The sequence below is a fragment of the Streptomyces griseiscabiei genome, assembly GCF_020010925.1.
GTDB lineage: Bacteria > Actinomycetota > Actinomycetes > Streptomycetales > Streptomycetaceae > Streptomyces > Streptomyces griseiscabiei.
Map to the genome: position 1 here is coordinate 3,329,014 of NZ_JAGJBZ010000001.1, position 20,944 is coordinate 3,349,957.

At 73.4% G+C, this 20,944-nt stretch carries 19 protein-coding genes, 1 pseudogene and 1 riboswitch; of the genes and pseudogenes, 13 read left to right on the forward strand and 7 right to left on the reverse strand.

Translation table 11 applies throughout. From position 1 onward, the window contains the following. Positions 1 to 93: 93 nt before the first annotated feature. The gene (locus J8M51_RS14515; RefSeq protein WP_216590334.1) at positions 94 to 825 is read right to left on the reverse strand and encodes a class II aldolase/adducin family protein; all 732 of its coding nucleotides are present in this window, start codon (positions 823 to 825) and stop codon (positions 94 to 96) included. A 197-nt stretch (positions 826 to 1,022) separates the two neighbouring features. Here J8M51_RS14515 and J8M51_RS14520 point away from each other — a divergent pair, with 197 nt between their 5' ends. The 5 genes from J8M51_RS14520 to J8M51_RS14540 all read left to right on the forward strand — a co-directional run bounded on the left by J8M51_RS14520 (position 1,023) and on the right by J8M51_RS14540 (position 5,105). Continuing rightward, a complete protein-coding gene (locus J8M51_RS14520; RefSeq protein ID WP_086759394.1) occupies positions 1,023 to 1,772 on the forward strand; it encodes a lysozyme in 750 nt (249 codons plus the stop codon). Positions 1,773 to 1,938: 166 nt separating this feature from the next. Continuing rightward, the gene (locus J8M51_RS14525; protein ID WP_086759393.1) at positions 1,939 to 3,201 is read left to right on the forward strand and encodes an inorganic phosphate transporter; all 1,263 of its coding nucleotides are present in this window, start codon (positions 1,939 to 1,941) and stop codon (positions 3,199 to 3,201) included. 31 nt (positions 3,202 to 3,232) lie between these two features. Next, on the forward strand, positions 3,233 to 3,454 hold the full coding sequence (locus J8M51_RS14530; protein ID WP_086759391.1) for a hypothetical protein: 222 nt from the start codon (positions 3,233 to 3,235) through the stop codon (positions 3,452 to 3,454). A gap of 245 nt (positions 3,455 to 3,699) precedes the next feature. After that, positions 3,700 to 4,557, forward strand: coding sequence for a helix-turn-helix domain-containing protein (locus J8M51_RS14535; RefSeq protein ID WP_086759389.1), 858 nt, complete (start codon positions 3,700 to 3,702; stop codon positions 4,555 to 4,557). Positions 4,558 to 4,598: 41 nt separating this feature from the next. Continuing rightward, positions 4,599 to 5,105, forward strand: coding sequence for a hypothetical protein (locus J8M51_RS14540; protein WP_086759388.1), 507 nt, complete (start codon positions 4,599 to 4,601; stop codon positions 5,103 to 5,105). Here the strand turns inward: J8M51_RS14540 and J8M51_RS14545 are convergent. Together J8M51_RS14545 and J8M51_RS14550 are read right to left on the reverse strand one after the other, a co-directional pair. Beyond that, positions 5,035 to 5,346 (reverse strand): hypothetical protein, encoded by a 312-nt coding sequence (locus J8M51_RS14545; RefSeq protein WP_236067847.1) that lies wholly within the window; start codon positions 5,344 to 5,346, stop codon positions 5,035 to 5,037. The genes J8M51_RS14540 and J8M51_RS14545 overlap by 71 nt on opposite strands. Before the next feature lie 30 nt (positions 5,347 to 5,376). Then, positions 5,377 to 5,583: a DUF397 domain-containing protein gene (locus J8M51_RS14550; protein WP_086759386.1), complete on the reverse strand. Its 207-nt coding sequence runs from the start codon at positions 5,581 to 5,583 to the stop codon at positions 5,377 to 5,379. Between the two features lie 234 nt (positions 5,584 to 5,817). Beyond that, positions 5,818 to 5,970: riboswitch (cobalamin riboswitch) on the forward strand. Between the two features lie 107 nt (positions 5,971 to 6,077). On the opposite strand from J8M51_RS14550, the gene J8M51_RS14555 reads away from it, so the two are divergent. The 5 genes from J8M51_RS14555 (at position 6,078) to J8M51_RS14575 (ending at position 12,696) form a co-directional block, all read left to right on the forward strand. After that, positions 6,078 to 7,019 carry a cobalamin biosynthesis protein gene (locus tag J8M51_RS14555; protein WP_216590332.1) on the forward strand — a complete coding sequence of 314 codons (942 nt, stop codon included), beginning with the start codon at positions 6,078 to 6,080 and terminating at the stop codon, positions 7,017 to 7,019. Beyond that, the gene (locus J8M51_RS14560) at positions 7,016 to 8,557 is read left to right on the forward strand and encodes a cobyric acid synthase (protein WP_086764011.1); all 1,542 of its coding nucleotides are present in this window, start codon (positions 7,016 to 7,018) and stop codon (positions 8,555 to 8,557) included. Before J8M51_RS14555 ends, J8M51_RS14560 begins: the two co-directional genes overlap by 4 nt. 76 nt (positions 8,558 to 8,633) lie before the next feature. Beyond that, the gene (locus J8M51_RS14565; RefSeq protein ID WP_267299204.1) at positions 8,634 to 10,697 is read left to right on the forward strand and encodes a putative cobaltochelatase; all 2,064 of its coding nucleotides are present in this window, start codon (positions 8,634 to 8,636) and stop codon (positions 10,695 to 10,697) included. Then, a complete protein-coding gene (gene cobO, locus J8M51_RS14570) occupies positions 10,698 to 11,306 on the forward strand; it encodes a cob(I)yrinic acid a,c-diamide adenosyltransferase (protein WP_086764888.1) in 609 nt (202 codons plus the stop codon). A 19-nt stretch (positions 11,307 to 11,325) separates the two neighbouring features. Beyond that, a complete protein-coding gene (locus J8M51_RS14575) occupies positions 11,326 to 12,696 on the forward strand; it encodes a cobyrinate a,c-diamide synthase (RefSeq protein WP_086764885.1) in 1,371 nt (456 codons plus the stop codon). 68 nt (positions 12,697 to 12,764) lie between these two features. On the opposite strand, the gene J8M51_RS14580 is transcribed toward J8M51_RS14575, so the two are convergent. Then, a complete protein-coding gene (locus J8M51_RS14580) occupies positions 12,765 to 13,493 on the reverse strand; it encodes a ZIP family metal transporter (RefSeq protein WP_086764883.1) in 729 nt (242 codons plus the stop codon). Positions 13,494 to 13,652: 159 nt separating this feature from the next. Here J8M51_RS14580 and J8M51_RS14585 point away from each other — a divergent pair. The 3 genes and pseudogenes from J8M51_RS14585 to cobC form a co-directional block, all read left to right on the forward strand. Beyond that, positions 13,653 to 14,033: pseudogene (locus tag J8M51_RS14585) on the forward strand (cobalamin biosynthesis protein); the annotation flags it as partial. 103 nt (positions 14,034 to 14,136) lie between these two features. Further along, positions 14,137 to 15,030, forward strand: coding sequence for a sirohydrochlorin chelatase (locus J8M51_RS14590; protein ID WP_086761207.1), 894 nt, complete (start codon positions 14,137 to 14,139; stop codon positions 15,028 to 15,030). Continuing rightward, the gene (gene cobC, locus J8M51_RS14595; protein ID WP_086761206.1) at positions 15,020 to 16,126 is read left to right on the forward strand and encodes an Rv2231c family pyridoxal phosphate-dependent protein CobC; all 1,107 of its coding nucleotides are present in this window, start codon (positions 15,020 to 15,022) and stop codon (positions 16,124 to 16,126) included. Before J8M51_RS14590 ends, cobC begins: the two co-directional genes overlap by 11 nt. On the opposite strand, the gene J8M51_RS14600 is transcribed toward cobC, so the two are convergent. The 3 genes from J8M51_RS14600 to J8M51_RS14610 form a co-directional block, all read right to left on the reverse strand. Then, the gene (locus J8M51_RS14600; RefSeq protein ID WP_267299205.1) at positions 16,074 to 18,044 is read right to left on the reverse strand and encodes a DUF2264 domain-containing protein; all 1,971 of its coding nucleotides are present in this window, start codon (positions 18,042 to 18,044) and stop codon (positions 16,074 to 16,076) included. The genes cobC and J8M51_RS14600 overlap by 53 nt on opposite strands. A gap of 124 nt (positions 18,045 to 18,168) precedes the next feature. After that, entirely contained in the window at positions 18,169 to 19,245 is a 1,077-nt protein-coding gene (locus J8M51_RS14605; RefSeq protein ID WP_086751380.1) for a LacI family DNA-binding transcriptional regulator, read from the reverse strand. A 36-nt stretch (positions 19,246 to 19,281) separates the two neighbouring features. Then, the gene (locus J8M51_RS14610; RefSeq protein ID WP_086751382.1) at positions 19,282 to 20,931 is read right to left on the reverse strand and encodes a type 2 periplasmic-binding domain-containing protein; all 1,650 of its coding nucleotides are present in this window, start codon (positions 20,929 to 20,931) and stop codon (positions 19,282 to 19,284) included. Positions 20,932 to 20,944: the final 13 nt, after the last annotated feature.

Below are 20,944 nucleotides of genomic sequence, written 5' to 3' on the forward strand. Positions count from 1 at the left end.
CGTGACCCGGCGCACACAGGGGCGTGTACGGCACCGCGGTCGCCCCTCGGGCCCGGAAGGGGGTCGAGAGGGGGCCGGACCGGGGCTAGAGCCCTAGCTCGGTTGGCCGTACCCCTTCAGCCGCTCCCCCGCCTCCGCGACCTGGCCGGGGGTGAGCAGGTGGGGGGTGAGGCCGGGGGCGGAGGACGCCGTCAGCCAGACTCTGGACATCCATTCGAGCTGGGCCGTGCGGTCGTAGGCCTCGGAGAGGGTGGCTCCGTAAGTGATCGTGCCGTGGTTCTGGAGGAGACAACCGGTGCGGTCTGTCAAAGCGCGGAGCATGTTCTCGGCCAACTCGGCCGTGCCGTAGGTCGCGTAGGGGGCGACCCGGACGGGTCCGCCGAGGGCCGCGGACATGTAGTGGATCAGCGGCAGCTCGCTCACGAGGGTGGAGACGGCCGTCGCGTGGACCGCGTGGGTGTGGACGACGGCCCGGGCGTCGGTGGTCCCGTAGACCGCCAGGTGCATGGGGAGTTCGCTCGTCGGCCGGAGCGTGCCGAGGACCTGCCGGCCGGAGAGGTCGACGCCCGTCACGTCCTCAGGGGTCAGCCGGTCGTACGGCACGCCCGTCGGTGTGACCAGGACCGTCTCCGCGACGCGTACGGACACGTTGCCGGAGGTGCCGACGACCAGACCCTCGGCCACCGTCCGGCGGGCCGTCGCCACCAGGTCGTCCCACGCCCGCGCCAGCTCGTCCGGCACGTCCCGCCGCCGTACGTCCCGCGCATCCCGCGAACTCCCACCCGCGTCCCGTTCGTCCCGGACGCCGCGCCGCTGCTCAGCCATGCGGTGATCCTGCCAGGCCGAGGGCGCCGCCGGGTGCCGGGCGTGGGCACTCTAGGGGTGGACGCGAACCTTCGGCAGAGCCCATATGCGCACAGATCACCCGGAGTCGGCGATTGGCCGGTGATCGACCGTGATGCGGTGATCTTCCACTAGCCTCCGGGTGTTTTGTCGCACAAGTCGCCATTCCGGGGGGAACCATGGATCGCGCCCGCAAGCCGTTCCACCGTCGCAACCGCGCAGTCGCCGCCTCCGTCGCGGCGCTCGCCCTCGGCGGGACCGCTCTCGTCGAGCTCCCCGTCTCCGCCGCCGCCAGGCCCAGGGGGCACGACGTCTCCTCGCACCAGAAGACGGTGGACTGGCCGCGCGCGAAGGCGAAGGGCGCCAGGTTCGTCTACGTCAAGGCGACCGAGTCCACGACCTACCGCAACCCGTACTTCACCCAGCAGTACAACGGCTCCGGGGACGCGGGCCTGATCCGCGGCGCGTACCACTTCGCGGTGCCGAGCGCGTCGTCCGGCAGGGCCCAGGCCCGCCACTTCGTGGACAACGGCGGCGGCTGGCTCGCGGACGGCCGGACGCTGCCGCCGGCGCTCGACATCGAATACAACCCGTACGACAGGAAGAAGAAGTGCTACGGCCTGAGCGCGAGCCGGATGGTCCGCTGGATCAGGTCGTTCAGCGACGAGGCCGAGCGCCTGACGGGCCGCCGCCCGGTGATCTACACCACCACCCACTGGTGGAAGACCTGCACCGGCAACAGCGGGGCCTTCGGCGCGAACCACGCGCTGTGGCTGGCCCGGTACGACCCCTCGGGGGCGGGAGAGCTTCCGGCGGGCTGGAAGAGCTGGACGATCTGGCAGTACGACAACGGCAGCGGCAAACTGCCCGGTGACCAGAATCTCTTCAACGGGTCGATGAGCCGGCTGAAGGAGTTCGCCGAGGGGTAGCGCCCCTGCGGCAGAGCCCGGACAGGGCCCGGACACACGAGCGGACACACAAGCGGAATGACAGCCCCTCATTCACTACACCCTCACGCCCGCCCCAGTTCATCTTCCGTTCATCCAGGTTGCCTACGGTCCTCGTGCCAATGACGTCCGAAAGAAGCCTGGGTAAATGGAAAACTTCTCGCTGATCCTCGCGATCGTGGTCATCACCGCGCTTGCGTTCGATTTTACGAACGGTTTCCACGACACCGCCAACGCGATGGCCACGACCATCTCGACCGGCGCGATGAAGCCCAAGGTCGCGGTGGCCATGTCCGCCGTGCTCAACCTTGTCGGCGCGTTCCTGTCCATAGAGGTCGCCAACACCATCTCCAAAGGGCTCGTCGACGAGTCCGGCATACAGCCAGAGGTCATCTTCGCGGCGCTCGTCGGCGCCATCCTCTGGAACCTGTTGACCTGGCTGGTCGGGCTCCCCTCCAGCTCCTCGCACGCCCTGATGGGCGGCCTCATCGGTGCCACGATCGCCTCGGTGGGCGTGGGCGCCGTGCACGGCGACGTGCTCGTGACCAAGGTGCTGATCCCCGCCGTGGCGGCCCCGCTGGTGGCCGGCATCGCGGCGATGCTCGCCACCCGGCTGACGTACAGGCTCGGGCGGCACACCAGTGACAAGGCCGCCGGCAAGGGCTACCGCGCGGGGCAGATCGCCTCCGCCGGTCTCGTCTCGCTGGCCCACGGCACCAACGACGCCCAGAAGACGATGGGCATCATCACCCTCGCCCTGGTGGCGGGCGGCGCCCTCGCACCCGACTCCGACCCGCCGGTGTGGGTCATCGTCTCCGCCGGTCTGGCCATCGCGCTCGGCACCTACCTGGGCGGCTGGCGCATCATCCGCACGATGGGCAAGGGCCTGACCGACCTCCAGCCGCAGCAGGGCTTCGCGGCCCAGACCAGCGCGGCGACGGTGATCCTGGCCTCCTCGCACCTCGGTTTCTCGCTCTCCACCACGCACTCGGTCTCCGGTGCCGTGATGGGCGCGGGACTCGGCCGCAAGGGCGGGGTGGTCCGCTGGTCCACCGCGACCCGGATGTTCGTCGCGTGGGGGCTGACCCTGCCGGCCGCCGCGCTGGTCGCGGCGCTCGCCGAGTGGGTGACCTCGTTCGGCACCTGGGGCACGGCCGTCGTCGCGGTCTTCCTCATCGCCTCCAGTGCCGCGATCTGGATGGTCTCGCGCCGCGAGGTCATCGACCACACCAATGTGAACGACCACGCCGAGGAACCCCCGGGTGTGGTGACCACGGCCATGGCCGCGGTGACCCCGCCGGCGGCCGGCACCGTGGGCGAGGACCTCACGGCGACCATCGCGGCCCCCGCGACGCCCGCCGCCGAGAGCACGGCCCCGGCCGCCTCGTCCGCGCCGACTCCCGCCGTCTGAGCCCCGCGACCCCCTGAGGAAGATCATCACCATGCACATCGACTGGGCAGCCCTCGGCTCCGTCTTCGGAGTCAGCCTCGTGGTCACCGTGGCCCTCGTCGGCCTCTTCACCCTGGGCATCGTCGGCCTCTCCAAGCGGGAGCAGGCGTCAACCCGGGGCGACTCGGTGGCGCTCGCGACCACTGGGGCGTACGCGTGCTTCGCGCTGTGCGCGGCGGCAGTGGCGTACGGAATTTCACTGATCATGACCTGAGACCGGAAATCCCACGGTCCTCTCGGGCCGACACCGGCAACTCCGGTTTCAACCCCCGTAGGCGTCTTGTGACGCTTACGGGGGTTTTCTTCGCATTCGGAGTAGCTCGGCGACCTCCGCGAAACGACACATGTCATACTGACCAGGGCTAGCCGCCGGTCGCCAACTCACCTACTCTAATGGAGAGTTGGTACAGCGAAGGTGGCGGCCCGACAAGTCTGGGACGACATGTGGCAGGGAGCACCATGGCCAGGGACATCGATCCGAGCCTGAATCGACGCAGGCTGCGAATCGAGCTGCGCAAAGCGCGCGAGAGCGCGGGGCAGACCCAGCGGGACGCCGCGCAGGGCCTGGAGTGGTCCCTGTCCAAGGTGATCAGGATCGAGGCGGGGACGGTCAGCCTCGGTGTGACGGACCTGCGGGCGATGCTCCAGCAGTACGGGGTCACGGACGCCGTCCTGGTGGCGGAGCTGGAGGAGGCGGCCCGGGGCTCCAAGGGCCAGTCCTGGTGGGCGCAGTACAGCGACCTCGTCTCCCCCCAGTTCGCCCAGTACCTGGGGTACGAGGGCGCCGCCGCCACGATCCGCATGTACAACCCCATCGTCCTTCCCGGGCTGCTGCACACCGAGGACTACGCGACCGCGCTGCTCTCGGCCAGGACCGCCGAGGCGCGGGTGCGGCGGCAGGTGGAGCTGCGCGTCACCCGGCAGGAGCGGCTGCTCGACGGCGACAGCGGCCCCGAGGCCGACATCGTCCTGGACGAGGCGTCCGTACGGCGCGCGGTCGGTGGCCCCGCCGTCATGCGGCGACAGCTCGACCACATCAAGACGGTGGCCGCGCATCCCCGGGTGAGTCTGCGGCTGCTGCCCTTCTCGGCGGGCGCGCACTACGGCACCACCACGCCGTTCATCCTGCTCGGCTTCAAGGACGACGACGATCTGCTCTACATCGAGGGCCCCACGGGGGGCCTGACGAACCGTGACGACCTGGGCCTCACAGCGCGTTATCAGGAGTGCTTCGAGGACATCGGCTCCATCGCGTACGACGGCGACCGGATGATCGAGGCGCTCGACGCGATCAGGGAGAGTCTGGACGACAACTGACCCGGGACGGGACACCCGGGCGACGAACGGGGGGAGGCCTCATGGCGGTCTTCGGAGTACGAGCGTGGTGGCGGGAATTGCGTACGTCCTCCACCGCCCCTGCGGACGACGCGTCGAGAGTCCCGCCCGAGCGGGCCGACCGGGACGAGCCGGCCGAGGTGAGCGACAGCGCCCTCAAGGCGTACGCCATGCAGAACCCCGAGTGGGCCGAGGCACTGATCCAGGTCGAGAGCGCGCGGGTGGCGGGAGCCGTCCGGCTGCTGTCCGTGCGGCTGTTGCTCGGCACGGCGTGCGGCAGCGTCCTGCTGTTCAGCGTCTCGGTCGCCACCCGGTTCGGTCCCGGCCTTCCGCTCGGCAGGATGTCGCCGCTCGGCTCGGCGGTGGTCGGCGCGGTGGGCGCGGCCCTCGTCACCGCGCTCGGCGCGTGGCTGGGCAGGATCCTGCGCGACCGCTCGGCCGACTCCCGGAACAGCCCCGTCAGCGGTGGTGCGGCCGCCGGGGCCGAGCCTCCCCCAGCGCCCGGTTCAGGACCCGGAGCCGTTCCGTGACCGGGGTCAGTCCCCACCACAGGCCGGCCCCGGCCGCGCCGAGCACGGTCACCACCAGCCAGACCAGGGCACGCACCTCACCGCCGGGCACCAGCAGCGCCGCCAGGGCACCCACTCCGACGGACAGCACGCCCATCACGGAGCAGAAGAGCGCCAGTGGGGCCGCCGCCGTCACCCGTTCCCGCCAGACGCCCGGCTTCCGCAGGCGCGCCGAGGCGGTCTCCCTCGCTCGGTCTCCCATGTGTGCACCTCCCGTCCCCCGAGCGGATCTTCACGATCCGCCCGCTCCCGGGTCCACAAGTCCCGCCAGAAAACCACACCACGCCGCGTGGCGAAAGACGAGCAGCGCGTCACGATCGAAGTTCGAGTCACGGACCATGACGCGCCGCCGTCCGGCGGCCACTTCCACGCAGTCGCCCCCGTTGTCGGAGTAGCTGCTCCTGACCCACACCCGTGCCGACGACTCCCTGTCGATCACACCGACCTCCTCCGAGCCCAAGAGTCAGCGCACCGACATGGCGTCCACCGCGACGACCGAGTGTCGTGTCCCGCCTCCGCGTGGGTGCGGTGCTTCGTACTGCCGTTCCCTCAAGTGTTCCCCGCCCGGGCACCGGGGAAGAGCACGGAAAGAGCCGATTCGGGCGTCTGACGGGATTTCAGCGGTGTGGGGCTCGGCACACCGCTGCATCGCAGGTCAACAGCAAGTTGACGGGTCTTCCAGGGGCGTGGTGGACTGCCGGGGCCATGTACGACGGCAGGAGAGGAAGCCGGTGCGAGTCCGGCGCGGTCCCGCCACTGTCACCGGGGAAGCATCTCGACGCGTCTCCCGGGAGCCAGGAACTCTCGCCGTCGGTCTCGTCGAACCAGGGCGTGGACACCCTGAGTGAGGACACATCGCCATGTGCGCCATGCGCGGCTGCCCGCCGGGGCTCAGTGCCCGGTCCCTGCCCGACCCCGTGAACGGCTGAACCGGTGCGTGCCGGTCGCGTCTTCGCGTACGGCGCCGCCGCCGGACTCCTCGGTGACCTGCTGCTCGGCGACCCGCGCCGGGGGCATCCCGTCGCCGCGTTCGGGCGGGCCGCCGGTGCCGTGGAGCGGGTGCTGTGGCGGGACCACCGCGGGTGGGGCGCGCTGCACACCGCGGTGTGCGCGGGCGGCGCCGTGGCGCTGGGTGCCGTCGCCGCCGCTGCCGTACGGCCGTCGCGTGCCGCCTCCGTCGGACTGACCGCCGCCGCCACCTGGGCCGTCGTCGGGGGGACCTCGCTCGGGCGGGAGGCCGGGGCGATCGGGCGGTCGCTCGAAGCGGGCGATGTCGAGGGCGCGCGGGCGCGGTTGCCCCATCTGTGCGGGCGGGATCCCCAGGCACTGGACGCGGACGGCATCGCGCGGGCCGTCGTGGAGTCCGTCGCCGAGAACACCTCCGACGCGGTGGTGGGGGCGCTCGTGTGGGGGGCCGTGGCGGGTGTGCCCGGACTGCTCGGGTTCCGCGCCGTCAACACCCTGGACGCCATGGTCGGTCATCGCTCGGAGCGCTACCGGCGCTACGGATGGGCCTCGGCGCGGCTGGACGATGTCATGGGGTGGCCGGGTGCCCGGCTGACGGCCGTGTTGGCGGCGGCCTCCGGTGAGGACGCCCGGGGGGCGGTCCGGGCCTGGCGGGCCGATGCGGGGAAGCATCCGAGTCCCAACGCGGGGCCTGTGGAGGCGTCGTTCGCGGGGGCGCTCGGAGTGCGATTGGGGGGCACGTTGTCGTACGGGGGGCGGGTCGAGCATCGGCCGGTGCTGAATGGAGAGGGGCGCGCCGTCGTCGTGGGGGACATCGAACGGGCCGTCCGGCTGTCCCGGCGGGTCGGGTGGCTGGCGTTGGGGGTGGGTGCGGCTGTGTCGCTGCTGCGGTCGAGGAGTCGGGGATGAGCGGTGGGCTGCTGGTCGCCGGGACCACCTCCGACGCCGGGAAGAGCGTGATCACCGCCGGGATCTGCCGGTGGCTGGTGCGGCAGGGGGTGAAGGTCGCGCCGTTCAAGGCGCAGAACATGTCGCTCAACTCCTTCGTGACGAAGGAGGGCGCCGAGATCGGGCGGGCCCAGGCCATGCAGGCGCAGGCCTGTCGGGTGGAGCCCAGCGCGCTGATGAACCCGGTGCTGCTGAAGCCCGGGGGCGAGCGGAGCAGTCAGGTCGTGCTGCTGGGCAAGCCCGTGGGCGAGATGAGCGCGCGCGGCTATCACGGGGGGCGGCAACAGCGGCTGCTCGGGACCGTGTTGGAGTGTCTGGCCGAGTTGCGGGGCACGTATGACTCGGTGATCTGCGAGGGGGCCGGTTCGCCCGCCGAGATCAATCTCCGGCGCACCGACATCGTCAACATGGGGATCGCCCGGAACGCCGGGCTGCCCGTGCTGGTCGTCGGCGACATCGACCGCGGCGGGGTCTTCGCGTCCTTCTTCGGCACGGTGGCCCTGTTGTCCCCCGAGGACCAGGCGCTCGTCGCCGGGTTCCTCGTCAACAAGTTCCGCGGGGACGTCACCCTGCTGGAGCCGGGGCTCGACATGCTGCGCGGGCTGACCGGGCGGCGGACGTACGGGGTGCTGCCGTTCCGGCACGGGCTCGGCATCGACGAGGAGGACGGGCTGCGGGTCTCGCTGCGCGGGACCGTCCGGGAGTCGAACGTCGCCCCGCCCGTCGGGGAGGACGTGCTGCGGGTCGCCGTGTGCGCGGTGCCGCTGATGTCCAACTTCACCGATGTGGACGCGCTCGCCGCCGAACCCGGCGTCGTGGTGCGGTTCGTGGACCGGGCCGAGGAGCTGGCCGACGCCGATCTCGTCGTCGTGCCCGGCACCCGGGGCACCGTCCGGGCGCTGGAGTGGCTGCGGGAGCGGGGGCTCGCCGACGCGCTCGTGCGCAGAGCGGCGGAAGGGCGCCCGGTGCTCGGGATCTGTGGCGGGTTCCAGGTGCTCGGGGAGCACATCGAGGACGAGGTCGAGAGCCGGCTGGGGCGGGTGACGGGGCTCGGAGTCCTTCCCGTCCGGGTGCGGTTCGCCGAGGAGAAGACGCTCACCCGGCCCGCGGGCGAGGCCCTCGGGGAGCGCGTCGAGGGGTACGAGATCCATCACGGGGTCGCCGAGGTGCTGGGCGGGGAAGGGTTCATCTCCGATGACCACGGAAACAGCCTGGACGGGTGCCGGGTGGGGCAGACCTGGGGCACGCACTGGCACGGGTCGCTGGAGTCGGACGGGTTCCGGCGGGCCTTCCTGCGCGAGGTGGCCGCCGCGTCGGGGCGCCGGTTCGTACCGGCCCCGGAGACGTCGTTCGCCGCGCTGCGCGAGGAGCAGCTGGACCGGCTCGGCGATCTGATCGAGGAGCACGCGGACACGGACGCGCTGTGGCGGCTCATCGAGTCGGGAGCGCCGGCGGGGCTGCCGTTCGTGCCGCCGGGGGCGCCGGGGGTGCCCGGATGAGCGCGGGATCGCTGTGGAACGAACGGCTGCCGGGCACCTGCCCGTGGCCGGAGGGTGACTTGGAGGGCGACCAGAAGTGAGTGTTCCGTTTCCGTTCACGGCCGTCGTCGGCCAGGACGATCTGCGGCTGGCGCTGCTGCTGAACGCCGTGTCGCCGGCGGTCGGCGGTGTGCTCGTGCGCGGCGAGAAGGGCACCGCCAAGAGCACCGCCGTGCGGGCGCTCGCGGCGCTGTTGCCCGAGGTGGAGGTCGTCGTCGGGTGCCGGTTCTCGTGTGATCCCCTGAAGCCGGACCCCGCGTGCCCGGACGGGCCGCACGAGCCGGCGTTCGAGACCCGGCCCGCCCGCATGGTCGAGCTGCCGGTCGGCGCCTCCGAGGACCGGCTGGTCGGCGCCCTCGACATCGAACGGGCGCTCTCCGAGGGCGTGAAGGCCTTCGAGCCCGGCCTGCTCGCGGACGCGCACCGGGGCATCCTCTACGTCGACGAGGTCAACCTCCTCCACGACCATCTCGTCGACCTGCTGCTGGACGCGGCAGCGATGGGCGCCTCGTACGTCGAGCGCGAGGGCGTCTCCGTACGGCATGCCGCGCGGTTCCTGCTCGTCGGGACGATGAACCCCGAGGAGGGCGAGCTGCGGCCGCAGTTGCTCGACCGGTTCGGGCTGACCGTGGAGGTCGCGGCCTCGCGGGAGCCGGAGCAGCGGGTGGAGGTCGTCCGGCGGCGGCTCGCCCACGACGACGATCCGGCCGGTTTCGCGGCCCGTTGGGCGGACGAGGAGGCCGGCGTACGGCAACGGATCGTCGCGGCACGGGAGTTGCTGCCGTCGGTGGTGCTGGGCGACGGGGCGCTGCTGCAGATCGCGGCGACCTGCGCGGCGTTCGAGGTGGACGGGATGCGGGCCGACATCGTGATGGCCCGGACGGCGACCGCGCTCGCCGCGTGGGCCGGGCGGACCGAGGTGCTCGCGGAGGACGTGCGGCAGGCGGCACTGCTCGCGCTGCCCCACCGCAGGCGGCGGAACCCCTTCGACGCGCCCGGCCTCGACGAGGACAGGCTCGACGAGACGCTGGAGGAGTTCGCGGAGCCGCCGCAGGACCCTCAGGACCCTCAGGACCCTCAGGACGACGATCCTGATCCTGATCCCGGTCCCGACGGGCCCGGTGGTGGCGGTGGGCAGCCGCCCGCTCCGGAGCCCGAGGCGCCGCAGGGCGGTGACAGCGGCGCCCGGCCCGAGTCCGGCGAGGGTGTGCCGGCGCAGGCTCCGGCCGCCGGGGAGCAGTCCGCCGTACGGGCCGCCGAGCCGTTCCGTACGAAGGTGCTCAGTGTGCCGGGGCTCGGGGAGGGTGCCGCCGGGCGGCGCTCGCGGGCACGGACCGAGCACGGGCGCACGACCGGGGCGCGCAGGCCGCGTGGCACGCTGACCAAGCTGCATCTGGCGGCGACGGTGCAGGCCGCCGCGCCGCATCAGCGGACGCGCGGGCGGTCCGGGCCGGGTCTGGTGGTCCGGCGTGACGATCTGCGGCAGGCCGCCCGGGAGGGGCGCGAGGGCAACCTCGTGCTGTTCGTGGTCGACGCCTCGGGGTCGATGGCGGCACGGCAGCGGATGAGCGCGGTGAAGGGCGCGGTGCTGTCGCTGCTGCTCGACGCCTATCAGCGGCGGGACAAGGTGGGGCTGGTGACCTTCCGGGGATCGGCCGCCGAGGTGGCGCTGCCGCCGACCTCGTCGGTGGACGCGGCGGCGGCCCGGCTGGAGTCGCTGCCGACGGGCGGGCGGACCCCGCTCGCGGCCGGGCTGCTCAAGGCGCACGACGTCCTGCGGCTGGAGCGGCTTCGGGACCCCGCGCGCCGGCCGCTGGTCGTGGTGGTGACCGACGGCCGGGCGACCGGCGGGCCGGAGCCGGTCGCGCTCGCCGGGCGGGCGGCACGGCTGTTCGCGGCCGAGGGCCACGCGTCCGTGGTCGTCGACTGCGAGTCGGGCCATGTCCGGCTGGGGCTCGCGGGGCAGCTGGCGGGTGAACTGGGCGGTACAGCGGTGACCTTGGACGAGCTGCGGGCGGACTCCATCGCCGGGCTGGTCCGGGACGTGCAGGGCTCGCAGGGCGCACCGGGCGCACAGAATTCTTCGAGGAGGGCCGCTTAGATGCCGCAGGGACAGCCGAGTGTCGTGCCGGAGGACGGGCTGACGACCCGTCAGCGCCGCAACCGTCCGCTGGTGTTCGTGCACACGGGCATCGGCAAGGGCAAGTCGACCGCCGCGTTCGGGCTCGCGCTGCGGGCCTGGAACCAGGGGTGGCCGATCGGGGTGTTCCAGTTCGTCAAGTCGGCGAAGTGGAAGGTCGGCGAGGAGAACGCGCTGCGGGTGCTCGGGGCGTCCGGTGAGGGCGGCTCCGTCGACTGGCACAAGATGGGCGAGGGCTGGTCGTGGGTGCAGCGCGGCATTCAGGGTGACAACACGGCCAACGAGGACAAGGCCCGCGAGGGCTGGGAGCAGGTCAAGCGGGACCTGGCGGCCGAGACGTACAAGCTGTATGTGCTGGACGAGTTCGCGTACCCGCTGCACTGGGGGTGGATCGACACCGACGAGGTGATCGAGGTGCTGCGGAACCGGCCGGGGACCCAGCATGTGGTGATCACCGGACGGAACGCGCCGGAGAAGCTCGTGGACTTCGCGGACCTGGTGACGGACATGTCGAAGGTCAAGCACCCCATGGACGCGGGCCAGAAGGGCCAGCGGGGCATCGAGTGGTGACGTCGTGACCTCGGCTGCCATGGCCTCCTCCGCCGCTCCCCTGCCCTCCGTCCCCCGGCTGGTGATCGCCGCGCCCTCGTCGCGCAGCGGCAAGACCACCGTGGCGACGGGGCTGATGGCCGCGCTCTCCGAGCGGGGGTTCGCCGTGTCCCCGCACAAGGTGGGGCCGGACTACATCGACCCCGGCTATCACGCGCTCGCCAGCGGGCGGGTGGGGCGAAACCTCGACGCGTACCTGTGCGGGCCGGAGCTGGTCGCGCCGCTCTTCGCGCACGGGTCACGCGGGTGCGACATCGCCGTCGTCGAGGGTGTGATGGGGATGTTCGACGGGGCCTCGGGGCAGGGGGAGCTGGCCTCGACCGCGCATGTGGCGAAGCTGCTGCGGGCGCCGGTGGTGCTGGTCGTGGACGCGTCGTCGCAGTCGCGGTCGGTGGCGGCGCTGGTGCACGGGTTCGCCTCCTGGGACACCGAGGTGCGGATCGGGGGCGTGATCCTCAACAAGGTCGCCTCGGACCGGCACGAGGAACTGCTCCGGGACGCCCTGGAGTCGACCGGGGTGCCCGTGCTGGGGGTGCTGCGGCGGGCGCCGCAGGTGGACACCCCGTCCCGGCATCTGGGACTCGTTCCGGTCGCCGAGCGGCAGGCCGCCGCGCTGGAGGCCGTGGCGGCGATGGCCGCGCAGGTGCGGGCCGGATGCGATCTGGAGGCGCTGGTCGCGCTCGCCCGGACCGCCGGGTCACTGTCGGGCACGGCGTGGGAGCCGCCCGTCACGGCCGCGGGGAAGCGCGAGGTGGTGGCCGTGGCCGGTGGGCCCGCGTTCACCTTCTCCTATGCCGAGCACGCCGAGCTGCTGACGGCCGCCGGCGCCGAGGTGGTCGTCTTCGATCCGCTGCGGGACGAGCAACTGCCCGACGGGACACGCGGGTTGGTGATCGGCGGCGGGTTCCCCGAGATGTACGCCGCCGAGCTGTCCGCCAACGAGCCGCTGCGCAAGGCGGTCGCCGAGCTGGCGTTCGGCGGGGCTCCGGTGGCGGCGGAGTGCGCGGGGCTGCTGTATCTGTGCCGGGAGCTGGACGGGCGGCCCATGTGCGCGGTGCTCGACGCGACGGCCCGGATGGACGAGCGGCTGACCCTCGGCTACCGGGACGCCGTGGCCGTCACCGACAGTGTGCTCGCGCCGGCCGGGACCCGGATGCGGGCCCACGAATTCCATCGGACGGTCGTCGAGCCCGGGGCCGGGGCCACTCCCGCCTGGGGGATACGGACCCCTCCCCCGCGCGTCGAGGGCTTTGTGCGGGGCGGGGTGCACGCGAGTTATCTGCATACGCACTGGGCGGCGGAGCCGGGGGTCGCGCGGCGGTTCGTGGAGAGATGCCGGACGGTTTCGTGAGCGGCCCGCCGGGCGGCCCGTCGGACGGTCTCCTGAGCGGCGTCCCGGGCGGTGGGCCGCCGTCCCGTTCACTCCGCCACCCCCACCACCAGCCAGATGAAGGCCGCCCCGGCGATCGTGCACAGCAGGGTGGAGCGGGCCGGGTGTTCGTGGTGGGCCTCGGGGAGGATCTCGGCGGCGGCGAGGTAGAGCAGCGCGCCGCCGAAGAAGCCGAGATAGCAGCCGAGGGGGCCCTCCGGGATCGTGAACAGCAGTGTGGACGCGGCTCCCACCACCGGGGCCGCCGCGTCCGCGAACAGCATCGCGAGCGCGCGGCGGCGCGCGTTGCCGTAGACGCTCGTGAGCGTGTACGTGTTGAAGCCGTCCGCGAAGTCGTGGGCGATCACCGCGAGCGCGACCGCGATGCCCATGCCCTCGCCGATCTGGAAGGCCGCGCCGATGGCGACGCCGTCCATGGCGCTGTGTCCGACCATCGCGGCGGCGGCGGTCAGACCCACCTGGGGCGTACGGCCGTTGTGCTCCTCCGCGCCGTGTGCCGCCTGGCGGGCGGCCAGCAGGCGTTCCACGAGGTGGGCCAGGAGGAATCCGGCGACGAACAGCAGCAGCGCGGCGGGGACACCGAAGACCTCGTCGTCCGCGGCCTCCAGTGCCTCGGGGAGCAGGTCGAGGCCGACCACGCCCAGCATCAGGCCGCCGGCCAGGCCCAGGACGAGGTGGCGGCGGTCGGTGACGCGTTGTGCCGTCCAGCCGCCGAGGAGCGTCATCAGGAAAGCGCCGAGTGCCACGAGGACAGCCATGCGTCTTTGGTACCGGATGAGGTGGGCGTTGTGGCTGCGGCGCCCCGGGGTGGTGTGGAGCGGGCGGGTCGTGTTTCGGGTGCGGGTGAGTGGGGCTTGTCGCGCAGTTCCCCGCGCCCCCGAGACAGGGGCGAGGCTGTGGCTGACCGTGGTTCCGACGTGCTCGTCGTCGGTGTGGGCGCCTCCGTGGGGGTGTCGGTGGGGGAGGTTCTCGGGCTGGTGGAGCGGGTGCTGCGGGATGCTGGGCTGTCGGTCGAGGCCGTCGTCGCGCTGGCCACCGTCGATGCCAAGGCCGGTGAACCCGGTCTCGTCCGCGCCGCCGAGCGGCTCGGGGTCCCTCTGGTGTCCTACCCCGCCGAGGAGTTGGCGGCCGTGGCCGTGCCGAACCCCTCCGGCGCGGCGCTGGCCGCCGCCGGTACCCCCTCCGTCGCGGAGGCCGCCGCGCTCGTGGGCGGGGGTGAACTGCTCGTCCCGAAGCGGAAGTCGGGGCCGGTGGACGGGCGGGCGGGGAGGGCGACGTGTGCCGTCGCGCGGCGACCGGCATGATGATCGTCAAGACACAGCAGCCCCAGCCCCAGCCAGCCCCACCCGCAGCCGCAGCCGCAGCCGCAGCCGCAGCAACCTTCGCCTTCGAGGAGACACCGTGACCACCCCGCCGCCCGCCCTGCTCATCGCCGGTCATGACACCCGGGACGATGCCGGGGCCGAGGCGTTCCGTGACTTACTGCGTGAGCTGGGGCTCCGTCACCCCGGGCTGCCCGTCGGGGGCGGCTTCGCCGAGCCGTCCCGGCCGGGGCTGGGCGAGGCCGTGGCCGAGCTGGTGGAGCGGGGGGTGCGGCGGTTCGTCGTGGTCCCGCTGGCGTGGGAGCCCGCCGCCGGGCGCGCGGAGGCGGAGGTCGCGGAGGCGGTGGCCCGGGTGCGGGAGGGACATCCGGAGGTGTCGTACACCCGCGGTCGTGCGCCGGGGCCGCGCCCCGCGCTGCTGGACCTGCTGGAGCGGCGGGTCGAGGAGGCGCTGGGGTCGAAGGCGCCGCGTATGCCCGGTGACCGGGCCGATGTGTCCGTGCTGCTCGTCGGGCACGGGTCCCTCGACCCCGAGGCCAACGCCGAGGTGCACCGCGCGGCCCGGCTGCTGTGGGAGGGGCGCGGGTACGGGGGTGTGGAGACGGCGTTCGTGTCGCTGGCGGCGCCGGATGTGCCCAGCGGGCTCGACCGGTGTGTGCGGCTGGGCGCGCGGCGGATCGTCGTGCTGCCGTACTTCCCGCTCGGCGGCGTACCGGCGGAGCGGGTGCGGCAGCAGACCGAGGGCTGGTCTGCCGCTCGCCCGGAGATCGGGGTACGGTCGGCCGATGTCATCGGACCGGAGCCGGAGCTGCTCGATCTGATCGTGGAGCGGTACCGGGAGGCGCTGGAGGACGACCCGCACATGAACCGTGTCGCAGGGCTGCCTCGGCAGCCGCACGGCCGTCCGGACGACGACGGGCAGCACAGTCACGATCATCACCATTGGGGACACAAGCACTCCCATGCACACTGAATCCGGCTCCGGGAGCGAGTACGGCCTGCGGCAGCACGCCGGTACGGGTCATGACCTGCGGCATCACGGTGACGCCGAGGTGCGGGACGACGGGGCGGGCCTCATCGACCTCGCCGTGAACGTGCGCACGGGCACACCGCCCGGCTGGCTGCGGGAGCGGATAGCCGGGTCGCTGACCGGGCTGGCCGCCTACCCCGACGGGCGTTCCGCGCGGGCGGCGGTGGCGGCCCGGCACGGGCTGCCGGTGGACCGGGTGCTGCTGACGGCGGGCGCCGCCGAGGCCTTCGTGCTGCTCGCGCGGGCCCTGAAGGTCCGTCGGCCGGTGGTCGTGCACCCGCAGTTCACGGAGCCGGAGGCCGCGCTGCGGGACGCCGGGCACTCCGTGGACCGGGTGCTGCTGCGGGAGGCGGACGACTTCCGGCTGGACCCGGCGGCCGTGCCGGAGGACGCCGATCTCGTCGTCGTCGGCAACCCGACCAACCCGACGTCGGTGCTGCATCCGGCCGGGGCCCTCGCCCGGCTGGCCCGGCCGGGGCGGACACTGGTGGTCGACGAGGCGTTCATGGACGCGGTGCCGGGTGAGCGCGAGGCGCTGGCCGGACGGACGGACCTGCCCGGTCTCGTGGTGCTGCGCAGCCTCACCAAGACCTGGGGGCTGGCCGGGCTGCGGATCGGCTATGTCCTCGCCGCGCCCGGGACGATCGCCGAGCTGGAGCGCGCCCAGCCCCTGTGGCCGGTGTCGACGCCCGCGCTCGCGGCGGCCGAGGCGTGCATGTCGGACCGGGCGCTGGCGGAGGCCGCCGACGCGGCCGTCCGGATCGCCGCCGACCGGGCCCATCTGGTCGCCGGGCTCCGGGAGTTCGGGCCCGACGGGCTCTTCGTGACGGAGCCCGCCGAGGGCCCGTTCGTGCTGATGCGGCTGCCCCGCGCGACGGCCGTACGACGGCATCTGCGCAGCCTCGGCTTCGCCGTCCGCCGCGGTGACACCTTCCCGGGGCTGGACGAGGAATGGCTGCGCCTGGCGGTGCGTGACCGGACCACGGTCAACGGGTTCCTTCAGGCACTGGACCGGGCGATGACGCTGGCGGACCGCTGAGCGCCGGGGCCGCGGTGCCGTAGGGCGGTTCGTCCCGGCGGACCCGTTCGCGGGTGCCGTCCGGGAAGCGGAGGTCCACGTTCCCGGCGGTGTCGACCCTCGCGCTCGCCCCGGTGTGCGGGATGCGCGGGTCGCCGCTGAGCACGACGAGGGTGACCAGGACGGGCCCGCTCCCGCGCACGCCCTCCAGCACGGGTGTCGCCGAGTGGTGCCCGTAGGCGTTCGCGCCGACCGCCCGCAGCACGGCGCCCGGCGCGTCGCCCCAGCCGTGCAGGCCCACGACGACGCTGGTCAGTCCGTCCGCGCGCCGGGCCAGCGCCCGGCCGGGCCCCGACTCCCCCGTGGGCGGCCCGGCGTCGTCGGCCACGGCCCAGCCCCCTTCCCGTAGGGGTGTGCCGGGCGGGGCGTCGACACGGTGGACCCGCATCTCCCAGGGGCCGTGCACCACGCTGACCGTCTCGATACGGCCCGCGTCGCCGCCGTACCGGGACGCGGCGCGGCGGCCCTCGGCGCCCAGGGGGTGGATACGGCCGCGTGGGGAGGGGGTGCCGTCGGGGGCGAGCAGGGCGAGGTGGTTGTCGGGGCCCGGCTCCGGGGCCGGCGGGGTCTGCGGGGCGGTGGCGCTGGAGTAGGCGAGCCGGGCGTAGTGCGGGCTGTCGTCGGCGGGGGCGGGCGGGGGCGGCAACCGGTCGCTGCCGTGGTTGACGAGCCGTACGAGTCCGTCGGCGGTGGTGGAGTGGAGCAGCCAGCCGGGGCCGGGCAGGGCGAGCGCGGTGTCGGCGGTGTCGATGGGCGCGGCCTCCTCGGGCGCGGTCCACACAGGATGGGCCGCGGGGAGGAGCAGGCCGAGGAAGGCCTTGCTCGCCCAGTACGGGGAGGCGGGGCCCGAGTAGCGCTGGGTGACGGGGAGGAAGGGCCGGTACCAGCCGAGGGTGAGGAGGCCGTGTTCGTCGGGGGCGCCGCGCTCCGCGAAGTGCCTCAGGGTGCCGGAGGCGAGGCGGCGGGTGCGGCCGGGCGGCAGGGGTGTGGCGTCGGCGAGGGCGCCGGCCCACAGCGGGGCGGCGGTCGCGAAGCGGTAGGTGAGGGAGCGGCCCTGGTGGACCGGGGCCCCGTCGGCGCCGAAGAAGTGCTGGTGGACGCCGAGGAATTCACGCAGCCGGGCCCGGTGCCCGGCCACCCGCGCCGCGTCCGCGCGGGGGCCCGCGATCCGCGCCCACAGGACCGGGTACAGGTGCAGCGCCCAGCCGTTGTAGTAGTCGAACTTCCGTCCGTCGCCGTCCGTGTACCAGCCGCCGCCCCGGTACCAGTCGTCCAGCCGGTCGAGCCCGGCGTCGATCTCGGCGCGGCTGTGCGGGGCGCCGACCGAGGCGAGGAACTCCTCGGTGATCACCTGGAAGAGCCGCCAGTTGGAGTCGTTGACGTCCGCCCCGACGAATCCGCCCAGCCAGTCGGCGACCCGCCCGCGCACCGCGTCGTCCAGCCGGTCCCACAGCCACGGCCGGGTCTCGTGCAGCGCGATCGCGATCGACGCGGCCTCCACCATGGGCTGCGCCCGGTCGGTGATCGCCGGCCATCGCTCGTCGCCGCCGCCCCGGCCGGTCCCGGCGGCGAGCCCGGCCGCGTACCGCTCGATCAGCGCGGGTCCGACCCGCCCTCCCGAGCCCGCGATACGGAAGGCGGCGAGGAGGAAGGACCGCGCGAACCCTTCGAGCCCGTCGGACAGGGGACCGGAGTGGCCGGCCCGCCCCGGCAGCCGGTACTGCGCCAGCCCCGGCGAGGCGTACGGCTCGATCCCGTCGAGCAGCCGGTCGGCCATGGCTTCCCAGTGGGTTCGGGTCCAGCCGGTGAAGGGGGAGAGGAGGTGGTCGGCGGGCGGGAGCGTCGTGTTGCCGGCGGGGGACATGTGCGGCGCGGTCATAGGGTGTCGCGACCTCCGGTCGGCTGTGGACAGAGAGCAGGACAGCGCGCCCCCGAAGGGGCGCGGGGCTGTGACATATGCGGCTCCGCCGCGTGGGCGCGACCAGCCACGACGGTCCGCACTGTCACGACGGCCCTCTCGGCGGAGCCACACTCCGCCGCACGACGATGTGCGTGCCCAGCAGATAGCGCCCTCCCACCCCCCGCTCCGGATCCCGCAGAGCGATCCGCACAGCCGCCCGCCCCAGCTCCTCCGCGGGCGTCCGCACGGTCGTGAGCGGCGGGTCGAAGTCCTCGGCCAGCGGTATGTCGTTGTACCCGACCACCGAGATGTCGTCGGGCACGCTCAGCCCGGCCTCGGCGATCGCGCGGAGCGCTCCCGCCGCGACCATGTCGTCCCCCGCGAACACGGCCGTGAACTCCCGTGTCTCCTTGAGCAGTTCGGTCATGGCCCGCAGCCCGGCGGGGCGTCCGAGGCCGCAGTCCACGACCTGAGCGGCCTCCGGCGGGAGCCCGTGTTCCGCGAGCGCGGCCCGGTATCCCGCCACCCGGGCGTCGAGCGCGGTGTTGCCGGGGAGCCCGCCGAGGAAGACGATCCGGCGGTGCCCGGCGGACAGCAGATGCCCGGTGATCGCCCGGGCCCCGGCCTCGTTGTCGAACTCGACGACCAGCGCGGGGATCTCCGGACCGGGGGCCGGGCGCCCGCACAGCACCAGCCGGGCCCCGGACGCGTCCAGGGCCTCGGCGTACTGGGTCACGCGCGAGCGGTACGCGTCGTCCTCGACAACCCCGCCGACCAGGATCACCAGCCGGGCGCCCTCCTCCCGCATCAGCCGTACGAACTCCATCTCCCGCTGCGGGTCTCCCCCGGTGGCGCCGACCACGCACAGCCAGCCCCGGTCGGCGGCCTCCGCCTCGACGCCCTCGGCGACCTGGGCGTAGAAGGGGCTGGTGACCTGGCGGACGACGACGGCGGCCATCTTGCGGCCGCCGCCGACCAGGGCGCGGGCATGCGCGTTGGCGACGTAGTCCAGTTCGCGGGCGGCGCGCAGGACGCGGGCCCGGGTGGCGGCGGGCACCGGGTGGTTGCCGCTGAGCGCGCGGGAGGCGGTGGCCGTGGACACCCCGGCCCGGACGGCGACCTCACGGATCGTGACCCGTTCCCTCGGCCTGGACTCTCTGGGCGCCATGTCGTTCCCCATCCCCCGCGTCTCCTCTTCGCTTCCGTCGGCCACCGCTCAGGTGTTGGCCGCGTGGTCCTTCGCGAGCTCCTCGGCCATTCTGTCGCCGCCGCGCTGCCGCCACCGCTTCACGGTGGCGTCCCATTCCGAGAGCTTCAGGCGTCCGGCGACGATGCCGGTGACCGTGTCCTCGACGAGGGCCTTGAGCGTGGCGCCCTGGGAGTTCTTCGTGGCGGACTGCAGTCCGAAGGAGGCGTTGCGGATGGCGTGCGGCACGACCTTCGTCTGCCAGGCGTGCAGGGCCCGTACGGCGTCCGGCATGCCGGGGACGAACAGCACCTGGGGGCCTTCGGCGAGGTACTTCAGCGGCAGGTTGGTGTTGTTCTCGACCTCGCCGAGCTTCGTGACCTGCGGGGAGCCGTCGGCGGCGCGGGTGAAGTGGGTGCCCTCGACGCCGTAGTGGACGAGTTCCCACTCCGCGCTGCCGAAGGGGGCGGCGAGATAGTCGAGGACGCGCAGCAGCAGTTCGATCCGTTCCTTCTTCGCCTTCTTCAGCACGGTGTAGCCGAAGGAGCGGCGGGCGGCGACGATCCCGCCGGGCTCCCCGCCGACGCTGTACGGGAGAGCCGCGGCCGGGGTCAGCTTGCCCTTGCTCTCCCGGTACTTGGGGAGGTAGGCGCCGAAGCCGTCCTGCATGGAGCCGACCGTGCCGTTGTAGTAGAGCGTGGTCAGGTCGATCTGGGAGATCGAGGTGGCGTCGGGGTGGTAGGAGCCGTCCTGGCGCAGCCGGGCCTGGAAGGCGACGGCCGCCTTCAGGCGTTCGTCGGCCCACGCGGACTCGAAGGTGCCGTCCTTGGTGACGGACCACTCCATCGGCGCGTTGTGGGCGGCGGCGTGCACGGCGTTGCCGAAGAGGGAGCCGGTGGCGGCGCCGAGGGCGTAGGTACGGCCGGCGGTGGCCCGCTTGGCGACGGCGGCGAAGTCGTCGGCGGTCCAGCCCTCCTTCATGCCGGCGTCGGTGAACATGCCCTGGTTGAGCCAGAGCGTGGAGCCGGGCAGCGGGCGCTCCAGCGGGATGCCGTAGAGGAGGCCGCCGATGCGGCCCATGTCCTGCCAGGCGTGGGTGGGGATGCCCGCGAGGTTCGGGTAGTCGGCGATCGCGTCGCCGGAGAGGTAGGGGGTGAGGTCCTCGGCGCGGCGGCGGACGAACTCGGCCTCGCGGGGCAGGACGAAGCCGGAGAAGACGTTGATGATGTCGGGGAGGGTGTCGGCGTCGCCGGCCATCACCGTCGCCATCTTCTTCTGGTAGTCGGCCTGGGGGACGATCGTGTACTCGATCTTCACCCCGAGGGCCTTCTCGACCGCCGCCCAGAACCGGTTGGCGGAGGCGGGCTTCGGCGGGGTGCCGAACGACACGGACATGACCTTGACCGTGGAGCCGTCGCCCGGGGTGCGGGAGACGGACCTGGCGAGGTCGGCGGGGTAGGCGGTGTAGCCGGCCTGGACGCCGGCCGCGGTGGGCGCGAGGTCCGGCTTCGGACCCGTCGCGGGGGTGTGGGCGGGCCAGGGCGCGAGCTTCTTGCCCGCGTTGGAGACGTCGCTGTCGCCGGAGTTGGTAGAGCAGGCGGTCAGCAGGGCCGGGGCGGCGGCTGCGGCGCCCCCGACGGCCACGGAGCGGAGCAACGTACGGCGGGACATGCGGGGCATGGGCGGACGACCT

Excerpts from the sequence above, each read along its gene's own strand:
- J8M51_RS14515 (WP_216590334.1), bottom strand. The coding sequence starts at position 825 with ATGGCTGAGCAGCGGCGCGGCGTCCGGGACGAACGGGACGCGGGTGGG.
- J8M51_RS14520 (WP_086759394.1), top strand. The coding sequence starts at position 1,023 with ATGGATCGCGCCCGCAAGCCGTTCCACCGTCGCAACCGCGCAGTCGCC.
- J8M51_RS14525 (WP_086759393.1), top strand. The coding sequence starts at position 1,939 with ATGGAAAACTTCTCGCTGATCCTCGCGATCGTGGTCATCACCGCGCTT.
- J8M51_RS14530 (WP_086759391.1), top strand. The coding sequence starts at position 3,233 with ATGCACATCGACTGGGCAGCCCTCGGCTCCGTCTTCGGAGTCAGCCTC.
- J8M51_RS14535 (WP_086759389.1), top strand. The coding sequence starts at position 3,700 with ATGGCCAGGGACATCGATCCGAGCCTGAATCGACGCAGGCTGCGAATC.
- J8M51_RS14540 (WP_086759388.1), top strand. The coding sequence starts at position 4,599 with ATGGCGGTCTTCGGAGTACGAGCGTGGTGGCGGGAATTGCGTACGTCC.
- J8M51_RS14545 (WP_236067847.1), bottom strand. The coding sequence starts at position 5,346 with ATGGGAGACCGAGCGAGGGAGACCGCCTCGGCGCGCCTGCGGAAGCCG.
- J8M51_RS14560 (WP_086764011.1), top strand. The coding sequence starts at position 7,016 with ATGAGCGGTGGGCTGCTGGTCGCCGGGACCACCTCCGACGCCGGGAAG.
- cobO (WP_086764888.1), top strand. The coding sequence starts at position 10,698 with ATGCCGCAGGGACAGCCGAGTGTCGTGCCGGAGGACGGGCTGACGACC.
- J8M51_RS14575 (WP_086764885.1), top strand. The coding sequence starts at position 11,326 with ATGGCCTCCTCCGCCGCTCCCCTGCCCTCCGTCCCCCGGCTGGTGATC.
- J8M51_RS14580 (WP_086764883.1), bottom strand. The coding sequence starts at position 13,493 with ATGGCTGTCCTCGTGGCACTCGGCGCTTTCCTGATGACGCTCCTCGGC.
- cobC (WP_086761206.1), top strand. The coding sequence starts at position 15,020 with ATGCACACTGAATCCGGCTCCGGGAGCGAGTACGGCCTGCGGCAGCAC.
- J8M51_RS14600 (WP_267299205.1), bottom strand. The coding sequence starts at position 18,044 with ATGACCGCGCCGCACATGTCCCCCGCCGGCAACACGACGCTCCCGCCC.
- J8M51_RS14605 (WP_086751380.1), bottom strand. The coding sequence starts at position 19,245 with ATGGGGAACGACATGGCGCCCAGAGAGTCCAGGCCGAGGGAACGGGTC.
- J8M51_RS14610 (WP_086751382.1), bottom strand. The coding sequence starts at position 20,931 with ATGCCCCGCATGTCCCGCCGTACGTTGCTCCGCTCCGTGGCCGTCGGG.